The organism is Desulfolithobacter sp., from assembly GCF_054025815.1.
Window position 1 is genome coordinate 378,120 of the sequence record NZ_JBPMMS010000034.1, and the last position, 15,124, is coordinate 393,243.

The 15,124-nt window shown below is 55.2% G+C and carries 17 protein-coding genes and 1 rRNA gene; 8 read left to right on the forward strand and 10 right to left on the reverse strand.

From position 1 onward, the window contains the following. Positions 1-27 precede the first annotated feature (27 nt). The 6 genes from ACXJJY_RS09855 (at position 28) to ACXJJY_RS09880 (ending at position 5,176) form a co-directional block, all read left to right on the forward strand. Complete coding sequence (locus ACXJJY_RS09855; RefSeq protein WP_456387347.1) at positions 28-726, forward strand: class I SAM-dependent methyltransferase; 699 nt, start codon at positions 28-30, stop codon at positions 724-726. Positions 727-774: 48 nt separating this feature from the next. Further along, positions 775-1,458 (forward strand): precorrin-2 dehydrogenase/sirohydrochlorin ferrochelatase family protein, encoded by a 684-nt coding sequence (locus ACXJJY_RS09860; RefSeq protein ID WP_456387348.1) that lies wholly within the window; start codon positions 775-777, stop codon positions 1,456-1,458. A gap of 137 nt (positions 1,459-1,595) precedes the next feature. Next, positions 1,596-2,414, forward strand: coding sequence for a c-type cytochrome biogenesis protein CcsB (gene ccsB / locus ACXJJY_RS09865; RefSeq protein WP_456387349.1), 819 nt, complete (start codon positions 1,596-1,598; stop codon positions 2,412-2,414). Beyond that, entirely contained in the window at positions 2,404-3,693 is a 1,290-nt protein-coding gene (hemA, locus tag ACXJJY_RS09870; protein WP_456387350.1) for a glutamyl-tRNA reductase, read from the forward strand. Before ccsB ends, hemA begins: the two co-directional genes overlap by 11 nt. Beyond that, positions 3,693-4,208, forward strand: coding sequence for a hypothetical protein (locus ACXJJY_RS09875; protein ID WP_456387351.1), 516 nt, complete (start codon positions 3,693-3,695; stop codon positions 4,206-4,208). Before hemA ends, ACXJJY_RS09875 begins: the two co-directional genes overlap by 1 nt. After that, positions 4,205-5,176, forward strand: coding sequence for a Gfo/Idh/MocA family protein (locus tag ACXJJY_RS09880; RefSeq protein ID WP_456387352.1), 972 nt, complete (start codon positions 4,205-4,207; stop codon positions 5,174-5,176). Before ACXJJY_RS09875 ends, ACXJJY_RS09880 begins: the two co-directional genes overlap by 4 nt. Before the next feature lie 126 nt (positions 5,177-5,302). On the opposite strand, the gene ACXJJY_RS09885 is transcribed toward ACXJJY_RS09880, so the two are convergent. The 8 genes from ACXJJY_RS09885 to ACXJJY_RS09920 all read right to left on the reverse strand — a co-directional run bounded on the left by ACXJJY_RS09885 (position 5,303) and on the right by ACXJJY_RS09920 (position 12,539). Next, on the reverse strand, positions 5,303-5,965 hold the full coding sequence (locus ACXJJY_RS09885) for a nitroreductase (protein ID WP_456387353.1): 663 nt from the start codon (positions 5,963-5,965) through the stop codon (positions 5,303-5,305). A 136-nt stretch (positions 5,966-6,101) separates the two neighbouring features. After that, the gene (locus tag ACXJJY_RS09890) at positions 6,102-7,391 is read right to left on the reverse strand and encodes an IMP cyclohydrolase (RefSeq protein WP_456387354.1); all 1,290 of its coding nucleotides are present in this window, start codon (positions 7,389-7,391) and stop codon (positions 6,102-6,104) included. A 40-nt stretch (positions 7,392-7,431) separates the two neighbouring features. After that, positions 7,432-8,616, reverse strand: coding sequence for a 2-iminoacetate synthase ThiH (thiH, locus tag ACXJJY_RS09895; RefSeq protein WP_456387355.1), 1,185 nt, complete (start codon positions 8,614-8,616; stop codon positions 7,432-7,434). Continuing rightward, positions 8,613-9,398: a thiazole synthase gene (locus tag ACXJJY_RS09900; RefSeq protein ID WP_456387356.1), complete on the reverse strand. Its 786-nt coding sequence runs from the start codon at positions 9,396-9,398 to the stop codon at positions 8,613-8,615. The genes thiH and ACXJJY_RS09900 overlap by 4 nt, the downstream gene beginning before the upstream one ends. A gap of 1 nt (position 9,399) precedes the next feature. Continuing rightward, a complete protein-coding gene (thiS, locus tag ACXJJY_RS09905; RefSeq protein ID WP_456387357.1) occupies positions 9,400-9,600 on the reverse strand; it encodes a sulfur carrier protein ThiS in 201 nt (66 codons plus the stop codon). Positions 9,601-9,714: 114 nt separating this feature from the next. Next, positions 9,715-10,518 (reverse strand): sulfur carrier protein ThiS adenylyltransferase ThiF, encoded by an 804-nt coding sequence (gene thiF / locus ACXJJY_RS09910; protein ID WP_456387358.1) that lies wholly within the window; start codon positions 10,516-10,518, stop codon positions 9,715-9,717. Between the two features lie 4 nt (positions 10,519-10,522). Beyond that, the gene (locus tag ACXJJY_RS09915) at positions 10,523-11,530 is read right to left on the reverse strand and encodes a bifunctional UDP-N-acetylglucosamine diphosphorylase/glucosamine-1-phosphate N-acetyltransferase GlmU (RefSeq protein ID WP_456387359.1); all 1,008 of its coding nucleotides are present in this window, start codon (positions 11,528-11,530) and stop codon (positions 10,523-10,525) included. A gap of 58 nt (positions 11,531-11,588) precedes the next feature. Continuing rightward, complete coding sequence (locus ACXJJY_RS09920; protein WP_456387360.1) at positions 11,589-12,539, reverse strand: helix-turn-helix transcriptional regulator; 951 nt, start codon at positions 12,537-12,539, stop codon at positions 11,589-11,591. A 382-nt stretch (positions 12,540-12,921) separates the two neighbouring features. On the opposite strand from ACXJJY_RS09920, the gene ACXJJY_RS09925 reads away from it, so the two are divergent. Continuing rightward, positions 12,922-13,293 (forward strand): hypothetical protein, encoded by a 372-nt coding sequence (locus ACXJJY_RS09925; RefSeq protein WP_456387361.1) that lies wholly within the window; start codon positions 12,922-12,924, stop codon positions 13,291-13,293. Between the two features lie 24 nt (positions 13,294-13,317). Then, positions 13,318-13,572, forward strand: a complete 255-nt coding sequence (locus tag ACXJJY_RS09930) for a hypothetical protein (RefSeq protein ID WP_456387362.1) — start codon at positions 13,318-13,320, stop codon at positions 13,570-13,572. 16 nt (positions 13,573-13,588) lie between these two features. On the opposite strand, the gene ACXJJY_RS09935 is transcribed toward ACXJJY_RS09930, so the two are convergent. Both ACXJJY_RS09935 and rrf read right to left on the reverse strand, forming a co-directional pair. Next, positions 13,589-14,782: an NAD-dependent epimerase/dehydratase family protein gene (locus tag ACXJJY_RS09935; protein ID WP_456387363.1), complete on the reverse strand. Its 1,194-nt coding sequence runs from the start codon at positions 14,780-14,782 to the stop codon at positions 13,589-13,591. Between the two features lie 261 nt (positions 14,783-15,043). Next, positions 15,044-15,124, reverse strand: a 5S ribosomal RNA gene (rrf, locus tag ACXJJY_RS09940); the annotation flags it as partial.

Below are 15,124 nucleotides of genomic sequence, written 5' to 3' on the forward strand. Positions count from 1 at the left end.
GTTTACTACGAGTCAGCAAGAGGCGTTATGGATCCGCAGACCTTGCCTGCCGAGGTGCAGGACATTTATACAGGAATAAGAAAACAGTACAAAGTGGCTTTCGAGCCTCTTAAACTAGGCGAGGTGCGCCTCAATCTTCTCAAGGTTACTGATCTTGAGGAGATTCTTGACGGCAGGGATCCGTTTCAGGATGTGTCGGAATTCCCTTTCTGGATCAAACTCTGGGAAGCAGCCATTGTTCTGGCCCAGTTTCTTACCGGTCAAAAATTTAGCGGGGCAACAAGGGTTCTGGAGCTCGGGGCCGGGCTCGGAGCCCCGGGGCTGGCTGCTGCCGCCTGTGGTGCCCGAGTCACGTTGACCGATTATGAGGATTTGATCCTGGATTTTTCCAGGGTCAGCGCCGCTGCCAGCAAGGTGTCGGATAATGTCACTTTTGAACTGCTGGACTGGCTCGATCCGCCGGACATGGAGCCCTTTGACGTGATTATAGGGGCTGAGATACTCTTTCGGGAAGAGTTCTTTGAGCCACTTCTCAGGGTGCTGCGCAGGGCGCTTAAGCCTGGTGGAGTGATCTATCTGGCCCACGATGCCGACCGCCAGAGTGTGCAGCCCTTTCTTGAGCTGGCGCAAAAGGAGTATCAGGTTGCGGCCATGAAGCGTCGGTTGCGCAGCCTGGAAGAGGACAGGGTGATTGTGCTCAACCGGTTGACTTCTTCCAGGCGCTAAGTTGGGTTCTCTTCCTGGTCATGACAACAGAGTGATTGTGCAGCTGCCTTGTATCCCGTTTGCTTAGACATTACCGGCAAGCTGTGTGTGGTGGTCGGGGGCGGCAGGGTGGCCCTGCGCAAGGTCAGTGGCCTGCTCGAGGCCGGAGCCTGTGTTCGGGTGATAAGCCCCGAGGCCTCTGCGGAACTTGTCCGTCTGGCCGATTCCGGTCGTATCGAGTGGCTTGACAGGCCGTATCGACAGGGAGACCTCTCCGGGGCCTTTCTGGTTTTCGCTGCCACGGATAACCGGCAGGTCCAGGAAACGGTCTGTCAGGAAGCCGAAGCGGCCGGCCAGCTGGTCAACGTGGTGGATGATCCCAAACAATGCAGCTTTCATGTGCCAGCCGTTGTGCGCCGGGGAGAGCTGACCCTGATGGTCGCCACCGGGGGCAAAAGCCCGGCGGTGGCCGCCATGGTCCGTCGTCAGCTTGAAGAGCGTTTCGGGCCTGAATACCAGATATTGCTTGAGCTGGTCTCCATGGTCAGGGAGCAGGTCCTTCAGGGAGGAGCCGGTTGCTCGGCCCGGAAAATTCTGTTTCAAAATATCTTACAGGACGATATAGTTACCTGGATCAGAAGGGGCGACTGGGAACGGGTGCAAGGCCATCTGCGCAATATTTTAGGTCCGGATGTCAGCATCGACCTGCGCCGGCTCAAGCAACTGTCCGCTCCTGACTCTCAATTTTTGTGATTACCATCGAAACTCAGCACTGGTGCGGAAAAGGATAACATCACTTTGTCCTGGAAAAACTGTTTGTCAGGGAGTACCAGAGAGAGGCCATTTTCTGAATTTTGATGGTAGTCACATAATTTTTGGCATGAATATCCATGAGCTATCTGCTTTTTCAGATAAGTTTTGTCGCCTATGTGCTGGCTACGGCGGCTTATATCGTATTTTTCATCACCCAGCGCAGCGGTATTCGGCGCATCGCCCGAATGATCTTCTTTGTCGCCGCCATCCTGCATACCTGCAATATTGTCGCCCGCTATTTTGAAGCAGGCCATACTCCCATAACCAGCCAGCACGAGACGGTTTCGTTTTTTGCCTGGTCCATTGCCTGGTGCTATCTTTCCTTTCGCTGGCGTTATACGGTCAAAAATTTCGGTACCTTTGTCAGTATCCTGACCCTGCTGATGATGGTTCTGGCCGGTATTGCCAACCGGCAGGTCATGCCTCTGGTGCCGGCGCTGCAGTCATGGTGGCTGCCGATCCATGCCTCCATCTCCATTATCGCCGATGGTTTTCTCGCCCTTGCCTGTGTGGGCGGTGTCATGTACCTGCTTCAGGAGCGTGAGATAAAAAGAAAACGTTTTGGCATGTTCTATTCCCGCCTCCCATCTCTCGACGCACTGGACAAACTGAACCAGCATTGCCTCAGTGTCGGTTTCCCTCTGCTCACCCTGGGGATTGTCACCGGCTCCATCTGGGCCAAACAGGCCTGGGGTGCCTACTGGCACTGGGACCCCAAGGAAACCTGGTCACTTATCACCTGGTTTCTCTATGCCGCCCTGGTGCACCAGCGCTTTACCGTTGGCTGGCGCGGCCGGCGGGCGGCGATCATGACCATCATCGCTTTTATTTCCGTTCTCTTTACCCTGTGGGGCGTTACCTTTCTTCTGGATGGGGTGCATACCTATGCCAGCTGATACCATAGTCCTGCTCGGGGTAAATCATAAGACCACTCCCCTGGCAGTGCGGGAGAAGCTTGCACTGTCAAGCGGCTATGAGGATCCGCTTGCCGCTCTGGGCAATCTGTCCGGACTCAAGGAGTATTATCTCCTCTCCACCTGCAACCGGGTCGAAGTGCTCTTTACCTGTGAGGATCCGGACCATTCTATCCAGGAGGTTCTCGACCTGCTTTTTGGCCAGGCGGTACCAGTGGCTGAACTCGACAGGTACGTGTACCGCTACCTGAACCAGGAGGCTGTCCATCACCTGTTCATGGTGGCCTCCAGCCTTGATTCCATGATAGTGGGGGAGGCCCAGATTCTTGGCCAGCTCAAGGAGGCCTTTCGATACGCCTCTGAACTACAAACCGCAGGCACCATCCTGAACAAGCTGCTGCATAAATCTTTTTCCGTGGCCAAGCGGGTGCGGACCGAAACCCGTATCGGCGCTGCGGCAGTGTCCATCAGTTACGCGGCTGTGGAGCTGGGCAGAAAAATTTTCGGTCAACTCCGTGACAAAAGGGTCATGCTTGTTGGCGCCGGTGAAATGGCCGAACTGGCGGCCGAACACCTGGTGGGACAGGGTATTGAGGACGTGGTGGTCTGTAACAGGACCCTGGAGCGAGCTGTGAATCTGGCCCGGCGTTTCGGAGGCCGTGCGGTCTCGCTTGATGAACTGGTCGAGGAGTTGCTCAATGTGGATATCATTATCAGTTCCACCGGGGCGCCGGGAATCATTCTGACCAGGGATGATGTCAAGTCGGTGATGCGAGAGCGCCGCAACCAGCCGCTTTTTTTCATCGACATTGCCGTTCCCCGCGATCTCGATCCCAAAATCAACGACCTGGAGAATGTCTATCTCTACGACATTGATGATTTGAACAATGTGGTGGAGATGAACAGGGCTGAACGGGACAGAGAGGCGGTCAAGGCCGAGCGTATAGTGGAGGAGGAGACCCTGAAGTTCGGCCGGTGGCTCGAGAACATGGAGGTTACTCCCACCATTGTCGAACTGCGCCGGATGGCCGAGTCCATCTGCCGGACCGAGCTGGAAAAAACGCTTCCCCGTCTGGAGGGCTTAAGCAGCAAGGAGCGGAAGGCTGTTGAAAAAATGGCCGTGGCCATTGTATCGAAAATGCTGCATCATCCCATGCAGTACCTGAAAACCGATCACCACTGCAGTCAGCGCCAGGAACGGATCAATACGGTCCGCACCCTGTTTAAGCTGGATAACGGTGACGATTCCAAAGGATCGTGATGTCCGGGGAACGCAGACAGATCATCGAAGACGAGGTTTTTATTCTCCGCGATTCCGGAGAGATCCCTGAAATTGCCCTCCATGCGACTCTCCATTATCTGACCAAGGATCCGGACGGCCCCGGTCTCAGTCTCCATCCAGAAGAGTATCATGTACTGCAGAACGCTGCTGCGGCCAGATTTCGCGATATTGTCCTGCGCGACCTGAAACCGTCCAACCGCGATTTATCCATCTACCGGGGAATCGCCCGGACCATAATCAATTTTCACCGGTTCAAGTCTTTTTGTCAGCGTACCGGACATGACTGGGGTTCTTTTCCGGATCTGCTCCGCAATAGCCTCTTGTCTTTCCTCGAGAACGAGTTGGAGGAGGTTGGACGCGGCGAGCGGACGTCATCGGTCAACTGTAGCGTGGAAACATTAAAGGGTTTTCTGGTGGAACTGGAAATGGATCCAGCCCTGCTGCCGGAAGGATGGGAGCAACTCTGTCGGTCCCGGGAGCACGAGCAGGCATGATACGTGTGGGTATCATTGGTACCGGTCGGCACGGCAGCCGTTATGCCGGGCATATACTCAATGATGTGGACGGGCTGGAGCTTGTCGCCATCAGCAGAAGATCGGAGCAGGGCAGGGCACAGGCCGGGCAATACCACTGTTCCTGGTACCGTGACTGGCGAGACCTGGTCGCAGCGCCGGAGGTGGAAGCGGTTATCTCTGTGGTTCCACCGGCCTTTAATCTGGAAATAGCCCGTTGTTGTGCAGCGTCCGCCAAGCCACTGTTGGTGGAAAAACCCCTGGCGGCCCGGGTCGCGGAAGGCGAGGCAATGGTTGCCCTGGCCTCAGAGGGAAAAAAACGATTCACTCTGACCGTGGGCCAGACCCTGCGCTATAACCAGGTGATCCGGGATCTGCGTCGCCATCTTCCTGAGCTTGGTTCCCTTTACTTCTTTTCCGCCAATCAGCGGCTGGAACCATCAACTCTTTCCTGGCATCAGGAACCGTCCGTGGCAGGAGCCGGGGTCAGCTTCCATACCGCTGTTCATGTCTTTGATGCCCTGCGTTTTATTACAGGCCTGGAGGTGCGTCGGGTTATGGCCGTGACAAGGCGGCAGCATAACACCTGGCTTGAAGACCTGGTCGCTGTTCTTGTGGAGATGGAAAACGGAGTTTCCGGGACCATGGACTGTTCCAAGGTGGGGCAGGCCCGGTCTGGCCGTTTTGAATTTATCTGTGAAAACGGTCAGCTGCACGGAGAGCAGATCTATAACCAGCTGGAGCTGATTCAGGGGACCCGGCGGTTATCCCTGGATCCCGGTCCACCGGTTTCCACCATAGTCCCCCTGCTCCGTGACTGGCACGACTTCCTGAGTGGAACAGCGGACAACCCTGTCACCGGAGACGATGGCCTTCAGGCCCTGCGCTGCTGCGCGGCATGCCTGGAATCAGCCCGACTCAATCAATGGGTGGATGTTCCTTGTAGCTGACACTGACATCACCCAAGTTGTGCGTTTCACCTGTCTGCGAATGATTAATGATTATAATTGGTTTTCTTCTTTAAAGTGTTGCAGGTAAACAAAGACTCCGGATGGGTGAAACGCTCAATTTAAGCATCAGTTAAGCCAGGTGACGATTTCCTCGACAGGTGCCCTGTCGGTCCGCAATTTGTTGGCCGGTGAATCCATGTCCGGATAGCCGATGGACATGCCCAGGACCAATCGTTTGTTGCCTGGAATACCGAGGAATTCCTTGGTCTGCCGGGCATAGTCGACCGCAAATGCCTGGGGAACGGTTCCCAGGCCTCTGGCATGTGCCGCGAGCATCAGGCTCTGGGCAAAAATTCCCAGGTCAAAGAGTGACCACTGGGACAGAGAATCATCCTGGTAGAGAAAGATGCCGTGCGGGGCATTGTAGAACCTGAAATTGGTCTTTTTCGCCTTGATAATCATCTCCGGCGCCGCCAGGTCAATACCGGTGGCCTCCTTGCGCTTACGAAACAGGTCGTCGATCCGGGTCTGTTCCGGTGGCGGCCAGGATTGTGGAGCCGGGATGTCAGGGCAGGGTTCCTCGCCCTGCTCCAGCAGTTCGATCAGAAATCTGGAGAGTGCTTCTTTTTTCTCTCCCGACAGAACCATCACTTCCCAGGGCTGGCTGTTTTTGTACGACGGAGACCATCGAGCCGCTTCGATGACCTCCATAATAAGTTCACGGGGTACAGGTTCGGGCTTAAAGGCCCGGATACTCATCCGTGTCTTGATGCACTCTATTGCGTCCATGGACATGCCTCCTGTTATTTTGCGACATCTTGATTCGATCGGGTTTGTGTTTGTTTTTTCCAGCTGAAACAAACAAGGCGGCTGAAAAAAAGCAGGTTCCAGCCGCCAGTGTTCGATCCGGTTGTCGGTTCCTCCCTTAGTGTTTGAACGAGCGCTGACCGGTAAACATCATGGCCACCTTGGGATCAGCCTCGTTGCAGGCCTCAATGGAGGCGTAATCACGCATGGAGCCACCAGCCTGGAGGATGGCGCTGACACCCTCGCGGATGCCTACGTCTGCGGCATCCCGGAAGGGAAAGAAGGCGTCGGAGATCATCACCGAACCAGGCAGACCTGCCCGGTCTTCCTTGACTTTGGCGTCGATTTCTTCCTTGTCTGCCCTGTCCCGCTTACCCTGCTCGATTTCCAGTTCCAGATCGGCGTACGGAATACCGAATTTGTCAAAGCAGGTGATGTCGGCATATTTTTTATAGGCCTTGTAGACGGCTATCTCCGCCACCCCGACCCGGTCCTGCTCGCCGGTACCGATGCCTACGGTGCAGCCGTCCTTGACATAAATGACCGAGTTTGATGTCACACCGTGTTCGATGGCCCAGCCGAAGATCATGTCGTCGATCTCACGCTGGGTGGGTTGTCTGTCGCAGCGGTACTCCTTGCCCTTCCAGGTGGCCACGGCCGGTTTGAGATCCTCCCTCGAACGAATGGAGTTGACCGCTGATTGCTGAACAATGATGCCACCATCGATCAGGGATTTGAAATCAACAAACCTGTAGTTCTCAAATTCGGCCAGACGATCAATACGCTCAATTTTGATCACCCGCAGGTTCTTGCGCCGGGCAAGGATTTCCAGTGAACCCTCTTCAAAATCCGGCGCGCAGACAACTTCCAGGTAATTCTGGGACATCAGCTCGGCCGTTTCCCTGTCCACTGGACGGCTCATGATGACGGCTCCGCCAAAGGCTGCGATCCGGTCGGCCCGGTTGGCCCGGTTATAGGCATCAGCAAGGGTCTCGCCAAGGGCGGCGCCACACGGATTGTTGTGTTTGAGGATGACCGCGGCCGGTTTGTCCATCAGGTACTTGAGGATGTTGAGGCCGTTGTCCACGTCGGTGAGGTTGATTTTGCCTGGATGTTTGCCTACCTGGAGCATGTCTTCCACGGTGATACCGCTGACCAGGGAGTTTCCGGGTTCGATGAATTTGCAATCGCCCAGCACCAGATTGCCGTTGACCAGTTCATAGAGAGCGGCCTCCTGATCCGGGTTTTCGCCGTAACGCAGGCCACGTTCCTCTTCCGTGCCGTCTTCCTTGGTGATCTTCCACGTTTTTTTTCGGTATACCAGGGTCTGATCACCAAAAGAAATGGACATTTCCAGGGGAAAGGAGTCCCCGAGGATAGTGGTGTACATCTTCTTAATGTCTGACATCTTTTTTTCTCTCCTTCATCTGAAAATTGGCCTCGTTGATTTATTCTGCCGGAACAGGAACCGGCTTCTGATTTTCCAGGTGTTGAAACTCCCTGTCCCAGTCCTTGCAGACCGGGTCAAAGCCTTTGCGGCGGATGGCTGCGCAGACTTCGCCTATGCTGCGGTGGTCACCGACACTGAACTGTTCGCCGTCGTGATGATCTCCTTTTTCTTCATCCTGGGAATATCCACCTGGCGCAGTGCAGGATCCCGCCGAATAGCGGGTGGGTCCCAGTCCGAGCATACCATCGCGGTATCGTTCTTCTTCCCGGGTGGAAAGGATGAGTCCCACGTCTGGATCAAAGATCCTCAGGGCAAAGATGAGCTGACTCAGATGCGTCTCGGTTACAGGGACCATGGGCTTGAAGGATCCGGCCGCCGGGCGCAGCCTGGGAAAGCTGACCGTGAAGTTGGTTTTCCAGAAATGTTTGCGAAGCCAGACCAGATGCAGGCCAAGGGCCAGGCCCTCGCAGCGCCAGTCGGCCAGCCCCAGCAGAGCACCGATGCCGACCTCGCGCATGCCGGCGGCCGCGGCCCGGGCCGGGGTCTCGAGGCGGTAGTCGTAGTCGCATTTTCTGCCGCTCAGATGCACCTGGTCATACACGCGGCGGTCATAGGTTTCCTGGTAGATGGCCACACCGGTGATTCCGGCTGCAAACAGCCGGGCATACTCTTTGGTATCGAGCGGTTGGACCTCGATGGACAGGGAAGCAAATCGGTCCCGGAGGCGCAGGGCAATGGCTTCGAGGTAGTCCACCCCAAGCGCAGCCGGTGCTTCGCCGCTGACGAGGAGAATATGCTGGAACCCCCTTTTCCGCAGGATCTCGGCTTCGGCTTCGGCTTCTTCCAGGCTGAGTTTGCGACGAGCGATCCTGTTGTCTGCGGAAAAGCCGCAGTACGCACAGCGGTTGGTACAGAGATTGGAAAGATACAGCGGAGCGTAGATCTGGGTGGTCCGGCCAAAGCGCAGGGTGGTGATTTCTTTTGACTCGGCGGCAAGCTGGGGCAGCATGGTCCCGGCCGCCGGTGAGAGCAGGGAGGCAAGGTCATCGATCCGCAGGTGTTCCCGGCGCAGGGCAGCCAGGACATCGTCCACCGTTGCCTGGCTGATGAGACCTTTAAGGGCGGAAAAGTCCGGGACAGTGAATCGTGGCGGTGGGGTGCCGGGGGCGGTCATGATGTTCATCTCTGCAGGAAATCAAGGTTTTCGGTAAGCATTCCTTCCTGCGGGGAGGAGGCGCTGGCCTTTTTGGACGGCCGGCCAAGCCCGGCTTCATAGGCTTCCCGGCCGGCCTCTACTGCTGCCTTGAAAGCCCTGGCCATCCGCACCGGGTCACCGGCCACGGCAATGGCGGTGTTCACAAGCACGGCATCAGCCCCCATTTCCATGGCCTGAGCAGCATGGGATGGGGCACCGATTCCGGCATCGACCACCACGGGAACTCTGGCCTGCTCAATGATGATCTCCACCTGGAGATCGGTCTGGATCCCCAGGTTGGTGCCAATGGGGGCACCCAGGGGCATGACCGCTGCTGCGCCGGCGTCCTGCAGTCTGAGCGCAAGGATGGGATCAGCGTTCATGTAAGGCAGGACGATGAACCCTTCCTTCACAAGTTGTTCAGTGGCCTTGAGCGTGTCCACCGGATCCGGGAGCAGGGTTCGTGGATCAGGGGTGACCTCCAGTTTAAGCCAGCTGGTACCACTGGCGGCCCTGGCCATTCGGGCCAGCCGGACGGCCTCTTCGGCATTCCGGGCGCCCGAAGTGTTAGGGAGAAAGTGGATGGTGTCATGGTCCAGGTGGGTCATGATATCATCCTGGGGGTTGTTCAGGTCCACCCTCCGCAGGGCCACGGTCACCATCTGGGCGCCAGAGGCCTCGATGGCCCTTCCCATTAGTTCGGAAGAGGCGAACTTGCCGGTACCGACAAAGAGGCGTGAGGCAAAGGGGGTCTCGGCAATGGTCAGCATTTCAGCCGCCTCCAACAAAACGAACCAGTTCGACCCTGTCTCCGTCCTGGAGAAGAAGGGTGTCGTACTGGTCCGGATCAATGATATTATTGTTGACCTCGGCCACGATGGATTCCGGCCTCAGTTTAAGAGAATCGAGCAGGGAGGAGAGTGTTGTTTCCGCCTTTATTTCCTGCTGTTGTCCGTTACAGATAATGTGCATAATGGGTGAAAAATATGTTTGTAACAAGGGAAGAGCACGCAAGAACAACAACCACTGGTGCTGGCTCTTCGTGCTCTTTGGTGTCTGGGGCAGGTCTCCTGAAAATCGCGTTTCTCAGACCTCGTTTTCTCCCAGCAGGATGCGTACCACCTGGTTGGCCTGCTGGTGTGCTGCTATGCCGACCCTCGGGGCAAGGAGACTGCCCGTGGTGGCCACGTCGGACTCGTTATCACCCACGAGGTAGATGTTGTTTTTTATCCTTCGGGTCCGGATGGTGTTGCCAGGTCCATAACCGGCCAGTCCGGAAGCTCCGACGAATCCCTTGTTCTTCATGCATTTGAGCGCCACCCTGAGGGCTGCGCTTTTCATGGCCACCTGGTCGAAGCACTCCACGAGAATATCAACCCGCCCGGCCAGCTCGGTGATGGTCTGTTCGGTGAGCTGGACATCAAGGGGTTCCACCGCGACAAAAGGATTGATCCGGACCAGGGTATTTTTCAGGGCCCTGGTTTTCTTTTGGCCGATCTGGTCGATAAAGTATTGCTGCCGATGGATGTTGCTTAGATCGACAACATCATAATCACATATGATGAGCTTGCCAATACCGATTTTGACAAGACTTACCGCCACTGCCGATCCCAGGCCACCGAGACCCATTACCCCTACTGTTGCCTTTCTGAGATGTTCCTGTACTTTTGGACTGTGACGTATTCGAAGTACCTTGTCCATGTCCAGGGCCGAGGGGATCTCGCCCTTCTTGATCAGGGTGCATCGGTCTCCATCCTTGAGAAGCGTTTCCGGGCCCACCGGTTTGCCGTTGAGCACAAAGACGTCGGCATATGGTTTGACCTCGGCGGCCAGGTCTTCCATGCGCATATCCTGGCGATAGGGCCAGGGCTGTTCATTGACCACAAGCATGACTTCAGCTGACCCGAAGGGTGAGGGGAGGAATGTGTTCGGATTCTTCTATCCGGCAGTTCTGAAGCACTGAGTGGGCGCCGATGACAGCATGATCGTCGAGGATGGCGTCATGAATCATGACTCCGGCATGGAGGATACAACCGCTGCCGATTTCGGATCTGCCGGTCACCTGGACCCCCGGTTGGATCACCGTATCGCTGCCGATTTCAATTCCCGGAGCAATGGAAATGGTCTCTGGACCATACATTGTGACGCCGGAGAGCATGAGTTCCCGGTTGCGCCGCATCTGCAGTTCCCGGTGGGCCAGGGCCAGTTCCACCCGGGAGTTGACCCCGAGAACGTCGATAGCCAGGGGGTGAAGGAAGGTTTGCACCTTTTTTCCCTGGTGTCTGCATATTCCGATGATGTCGGTCAGGTAGACTTCGCCCTGGCTGTTGTCGGTTCCCACCTGTCTGAGGGCCTTAAAGAGAAACTCCCGGTCAGCAAGGTAGATGCCGGCATTGATCTCGGTGATCCGCCGCTGTTCAGGAGTGGCATCCTTTTGCTCCACGATCTCCACAATAGTGCCATCCGTGTCCGTGATGATCCGGCCGTAGCCGAAGGGATCGTCGAGTCGGGTGGTCATCAGGGTAACCGTGGCGTCACTTTGCAGATGGGTGTCGACCATGGCCCGCAGGGTTTTCGGTTGGATGAGCGGAGTATCACCGCAGAGAATCATGACCAGTTCCGCCCGGTCACAATGTTTTTTTCCGCAGAGCACAGCATGGCCGGTGCCGAGCTGCTCTTCCTGGACTATCGGGGTCACCTGGTAGGACGAGAGGGAGGATATAACCGCTTCGCGCTGGTGGCCGACGATAACCGCTATATTCTGGATACCGGCTGTGGTGACCGAATCAAGGACGTGGTGGAGCATGGGCCGATAGAAGACTTCATGCAGGACCTTGGCCCGATCAGATTTCATTCTGGTGCCCTTGCCTGCGGCAAGAATAATCGCAAGGATATCTTTCATGGTTCGTTTCCGCTCAAAAAGTTGAAAATATGGTGTTCACTGTATCAACAACAGGCAGTCAAATGCAAGGGGTTCCGGAGGAGTAGAGCTGCTGCATGGCTCGAAGTTCGTGCAGCACTTTGTCACGTAGAGATTGGGGCGAAAGAACTTCGGCCTGGCTGCCGAACTGAAGGATTTTCATCAGCAGTTCCCGGTCGTCGGCCACAGGCAGGGACAGGGTAAGGCCCTTTTCGGTCTGTTTCATCAGTTGCCTGGGATGCCAGCGCTGGTTGGCAACGATACCTGCGGCCTTGCCGGTGAATCGGACAGTGGCCATAGCCGTGGGCTTGCCCTTGAAAATACCGAAGCTTTCATATAGCCAGGTGTCTCCTGTCTTCAGCGAATGTTGGACTTCCCTGTCTCCCGGGACAGCTTTTTTTACCCTTCCAAGATGAAACATTCGTCGCTGTCTGCGGAGGTGGCACCAGGCCAGCAGATACCAGCGGCCCTGGTAGTTGACGAGTTTCAGCGGATCCACCGTGCGTCGTGAGACCCCGCCGGCGGGTACATGATAGACGATCTTGAGTTGTCTCTGCCGGCGGAGAGTAGTCAGGACCGACGTGAATACCTTGACATCAACCTGTTCCATTTCGATCCATTCGCAATGCAGCAGGTCGTCGATATTTTTCTGTCCGGGAAAGATCAGGGATTCGAGGCGCTGCTTGAGTTCCTCAAGTTCGGGTAGAGAGGCCAGGCCGGATTCGCGGATCATGTTGCCGAGCATGCCGAGGATCAGGGTCAGGGAAGGGCTGTTTTCAAAGGGCAGGCGGAAGGTCGCATCGGTATAGTAATAGCCGTTTTTTCGCTGGTCAAAGGCCAGTGGCGCCAGGAGCCGGTCGCGGAGATAGGCGATATCCCGATGGGCGGTGGCCCTGGATATTTCGAACTCTTTCTGCAGCTGGACGGTATTGGGATAACGGCCTTCGCTGAGCAGGGAGTGAAAGTAATAGATTCTTTCTAACTGGCTCACGATTGTTCGACGCCCCCGGTTAATTCCGGCGGGCATTTTTTCAAGAAAAAAGAATGGAAAAACAGGGGGTGCTCACTATATGACACTCCTCTCCTGGTAGAGTCAAGGAAAAGAGCAGAAAAGCATTATGCAATTTTCATCAAAATCAAAAAAATGTCTGAGCCGGAAGATAAAATGCCATTTATGCGAAAACGTTGAATTCAGGGTCTTTTACTGGTGCATTCTGACAGATGGTTGTCCGGAGCGAAGCGATGTTATTCTTTGCAGCACCGAGGCTTTGTTTGGGCGGTAATCAAGAAAATATTTTTGCGCCGGGGGGCGGTGGCCGGCGGAAACCAGGTGACCGGGCTCTGAAGGATGAAAAGAACACAGGAGGAAGGGAATGGAATACAGAATAATTGCCGGCAGAACATTGTTTTCTTTTACCATGACAGACGATAGCCTGGATTTGAACGAGGTCTGTTTTCTTGGTGAGGATGCTGTCTTGAACGGGGATGGACCCCTGGTGATCAAGAGAGAGAACGGTCATCTGGAATGGTTTGTATCCGGTAAGACCAGAGTAGCCCACCTGTCAACGGATCAGTTTCGGTTCCTTGCCAGGGTGGCCAGGTTCTTTCGCAGCCTGGCAGGCATGGGGAGAATGGCAGAGGAAATTTGGTTACAGAGTATGCCGGGGCAGGCCCGTGAAACATCTGGGACAGTGAGGGGTTATGACCATACCACAGGTCGGCCCCTGATTTCCTGCCGCATTTGATAAACGTAATCCAGAGAGAAGGGCATGGGACGGGAACAGGTCGAGACCATTAATCAGCTTGTCAGTGGCCGGGGGACAACCAATTACGACTGCAGTTCACGCTGTGGTCGCTGCCTGTACCGCTGCAGCCTGTTCAGAACCAGAGAATATATCAGTGATGATCGGGCCTTGTCTGTCTTTGCACAGGTCAAATCATTGAGCTGCAGTTCCATGCATTTTCCTGACCTTCAGCCCTGGGAATTTTACCTGGAGCCCGGGTCGGAGAAGAAAGGACGATGAGGGGGCAGGGCGAACATCAGCGCTGGGTGGTGGTGCGGGTAGCCACAGATTTTCTGACGCCGCACGAAGAATTGAACTTCGGTTCCATGAAAGGGGAGATTCGACGTTCATGGATAGCCTCCAAGAGCTGGGCCGGATTACGGAGAAACTCTTCGGAGAGTTTCTGGGGGTCAAAGAAATCCTGCGCATTGGTCGACATCAGGTTCAGCTGTTCCCAGCGGGTGAGGTAGTACTGAATGAGATCCGGGAGCCGGGTGAAAACGGTCTCCCCGGGAAAAGGATCCTGGAAACTGGAACGTAGCAGTTTTTCGCAGGAAAGGGTCTGGCTCTGATAGAAATTTTCAAGGAACATCAATTCCGGCGGCATGCGGGTTTTGATACCGATCCTGGAGAGGAAACGAATCAGGTGTTGAATACATGCGGCTCCGAAACGGGCAATGGACAGCGGGAGATACACTTCCTTCGGGCTTTTGAGTCCCAGGTAGTTGCGAATGGTCAGGATGAGCTGGGCCAGTTCAACAGGGTTGGAATCGGCGAAGTGGAAGGTCTGGCCGGAAAATTCCTCCCGGTTGTTCAAAATGTGGCGGACAAAGTGGGGAATTTTCCTGGTGTTTGAATAGGAATGGTAAATCCCTGGCATGGTCAGCAGCACAGGCATGGACTGATCAGCAATGGCAAAGAGCATGCGGTGGAACCCCTGGATTTTATGATCATGCTTGCCGTAGACTATGGCGAGCCTGATGGTGGTGTAATCAAGTCCTTCGTTTTCTCCCAGATGACGCAGGGTCATCTCGCTCATAAGTTTAGATTTGGCATAGTTGGTGATATCAGAGCTGAGCGGCAGGTGATCTTCTTCCCTGAGGTTCAGGCCCGGCGGCAGCACGGCGGCTGAGCTGAAGAAAATGTAGGGAATTTTCAGTGCCATGGCCACTTTGGCCAGGTTGATGCTGCCAACATAGTTCACATCAAAGGCCAGCTTGGGGTTGGCGTCAATGGCGGCAATGGCCGTGTTGATGATGAAATCGGGCCGGTACTTGTTGAAATAGGAGGCTATGTCATCGGGATTGGCCAGGCTCATCTTCTTGGAGTTGGGCGCCAGGATGTCATACCCCCATTTCTTGAAATGGTACACTATGGAGCCACCAACAAGGCCGGAACCACCGACGATGATGCCAAAGGGTCCTGCAGATGATGGTGTGCAGTATGCCATGGGTCCTGCAGTTCTATGTCCTGGAATGGAAATGGATTATGTCATGCCTGCCTTAAGAAATGGTTAGCATGATAGTACATGTGAAAGCAAGATATAATCAAGCCATATCGTGTCACTTTGTAGTGGTTTTCTGCTTTCCAGAAAGGAGTGACGGAATAGTTGCTGCCTGCAGAAGACAGTGTTTCGGCGAGAAGGTGAAGGAGAGTCCTGAATAAGAAAAACCCCTGCCAGAGTAATCTGACAGGGGTTTTTTAATAAAAAGATCGGCGGCGACCTACTCTCCCACGCAGTCTCCCACGCAGTACCATCGGCGCTGAGGAGCTTAACTTCCGTGTTCGGAAT

What these genes read in the sequence shown, in the direction of transcription:
- ACXJJY_RS09925 (WP_456387361.1), top strand. Translation starts at nt 12,922, where the DNA reads ATGGAATACAGAATAATTGCCGGCAGAACATTGTTTTCTTTTACCATG.
- hemA (WP_456387350.1), top strand. Translation starts at nt 2,404, where the DNA reads ATGCCAGCTGATACCATAGTCCTGCTCGGGGTAAATCATAAGACCACT.
- ccsB (WP_456387349.1), top strand. Translation starts at nt 1,596, where the DNA reads ATGAGCTATCTGCTTTTTCAGATAAGTTTTGTCGCCTATGTGCTGGCT.
- ACXJJY_RS09930 (WP_456387362.1), top strand. Translation starts at nt 13,318, where the DNA reads ATGGGACGGGAACAGGTCGAGACCATTAATCAGCTTGTCAGTGGCCGG.
- ACXJJY_RS09915 (WP_456387359.1), bottom strand. Translation starts at nt 11,530, where the DNA reads ATGAAAGATATCCTTGCGATTATTCTTGCCGCAGGCAAGGGCACCAGA.
- thiF (WP_456387358.1), bottom strand. Translation starts at nt 10,518, where the DNA reads ATGCTTGTGGTCAATGAACAGCCCTGGCCCTATCGCCAGGATATGCGC.
- ACXJJY_RS09885 (WP_456387353.1), bottom strand. Translation starts at nt 5,965, where the DNA reads ATGGACGCAATAGAGTGCATCAAGACACGGATGAGTATCCGGGCCTTT.
- ACXJJY_RS09880 (WP_456387352.1), top strand. Translation starts at nt 4,205, where the DNA reads ATGATACGTGTGGGTATCATTGGTACCGGTCGGCACGGCAGCCGTTAT.
- thiH (WP_456387355.1), bottom strand. Translation starts at nt 8,616, where the DNA reads ATGAACATCATGACCGCCCCCGGCACCCCACCGCCACGATTCACTGTC.
- ACXJJY_RS09935 (WP_456387363.1), bottom strand. Translation starts at nt 14,782, where the DNA reads ATGGCATACTGCACACCATCATCTGCAGGACCCTTTGGCATCATCGTC.
- ACXJJY_RS09900 (WP_456387356.1), bottom strand. Translation starts at nt 9,398, where the DNA reads ATGCTGACCATTGCCGAGACCCCCTTTGCCTCACGCCTCTTTGTCGGT.
- ACXJJY_RS09890 (WP_456387354.1), bottom strand. Translation starts at nt 7,391, where the DNA reads ATGTCAGACATTAAGAAGATGTACACCACTATCCTCGGGGACTCCTTT.
- ACXJJY_RS09875 (WP_456387351.1), top strand. Translation starts at nt 3,693, where the DNA reads ATGTCCGGGGAACGCAGACAGATCATCGAAGACGAGGTTTTTATTCTC.
- ACXJJY_RS09855 (WP_456387347.1), top strand. Translation starts at nt 28, where the DNA reads ATGGATCCGCAGACCTTGCCTGCCGAGGTGCAGGACATTTATACAGGA.
- thiS (WP_456387357.1), bottom strand. Translation starts at nt 9,600, where the DNA reads ATGCACATTATCTGTAACGGACAACAGCAGGAAATAAAGGCGGAAACA.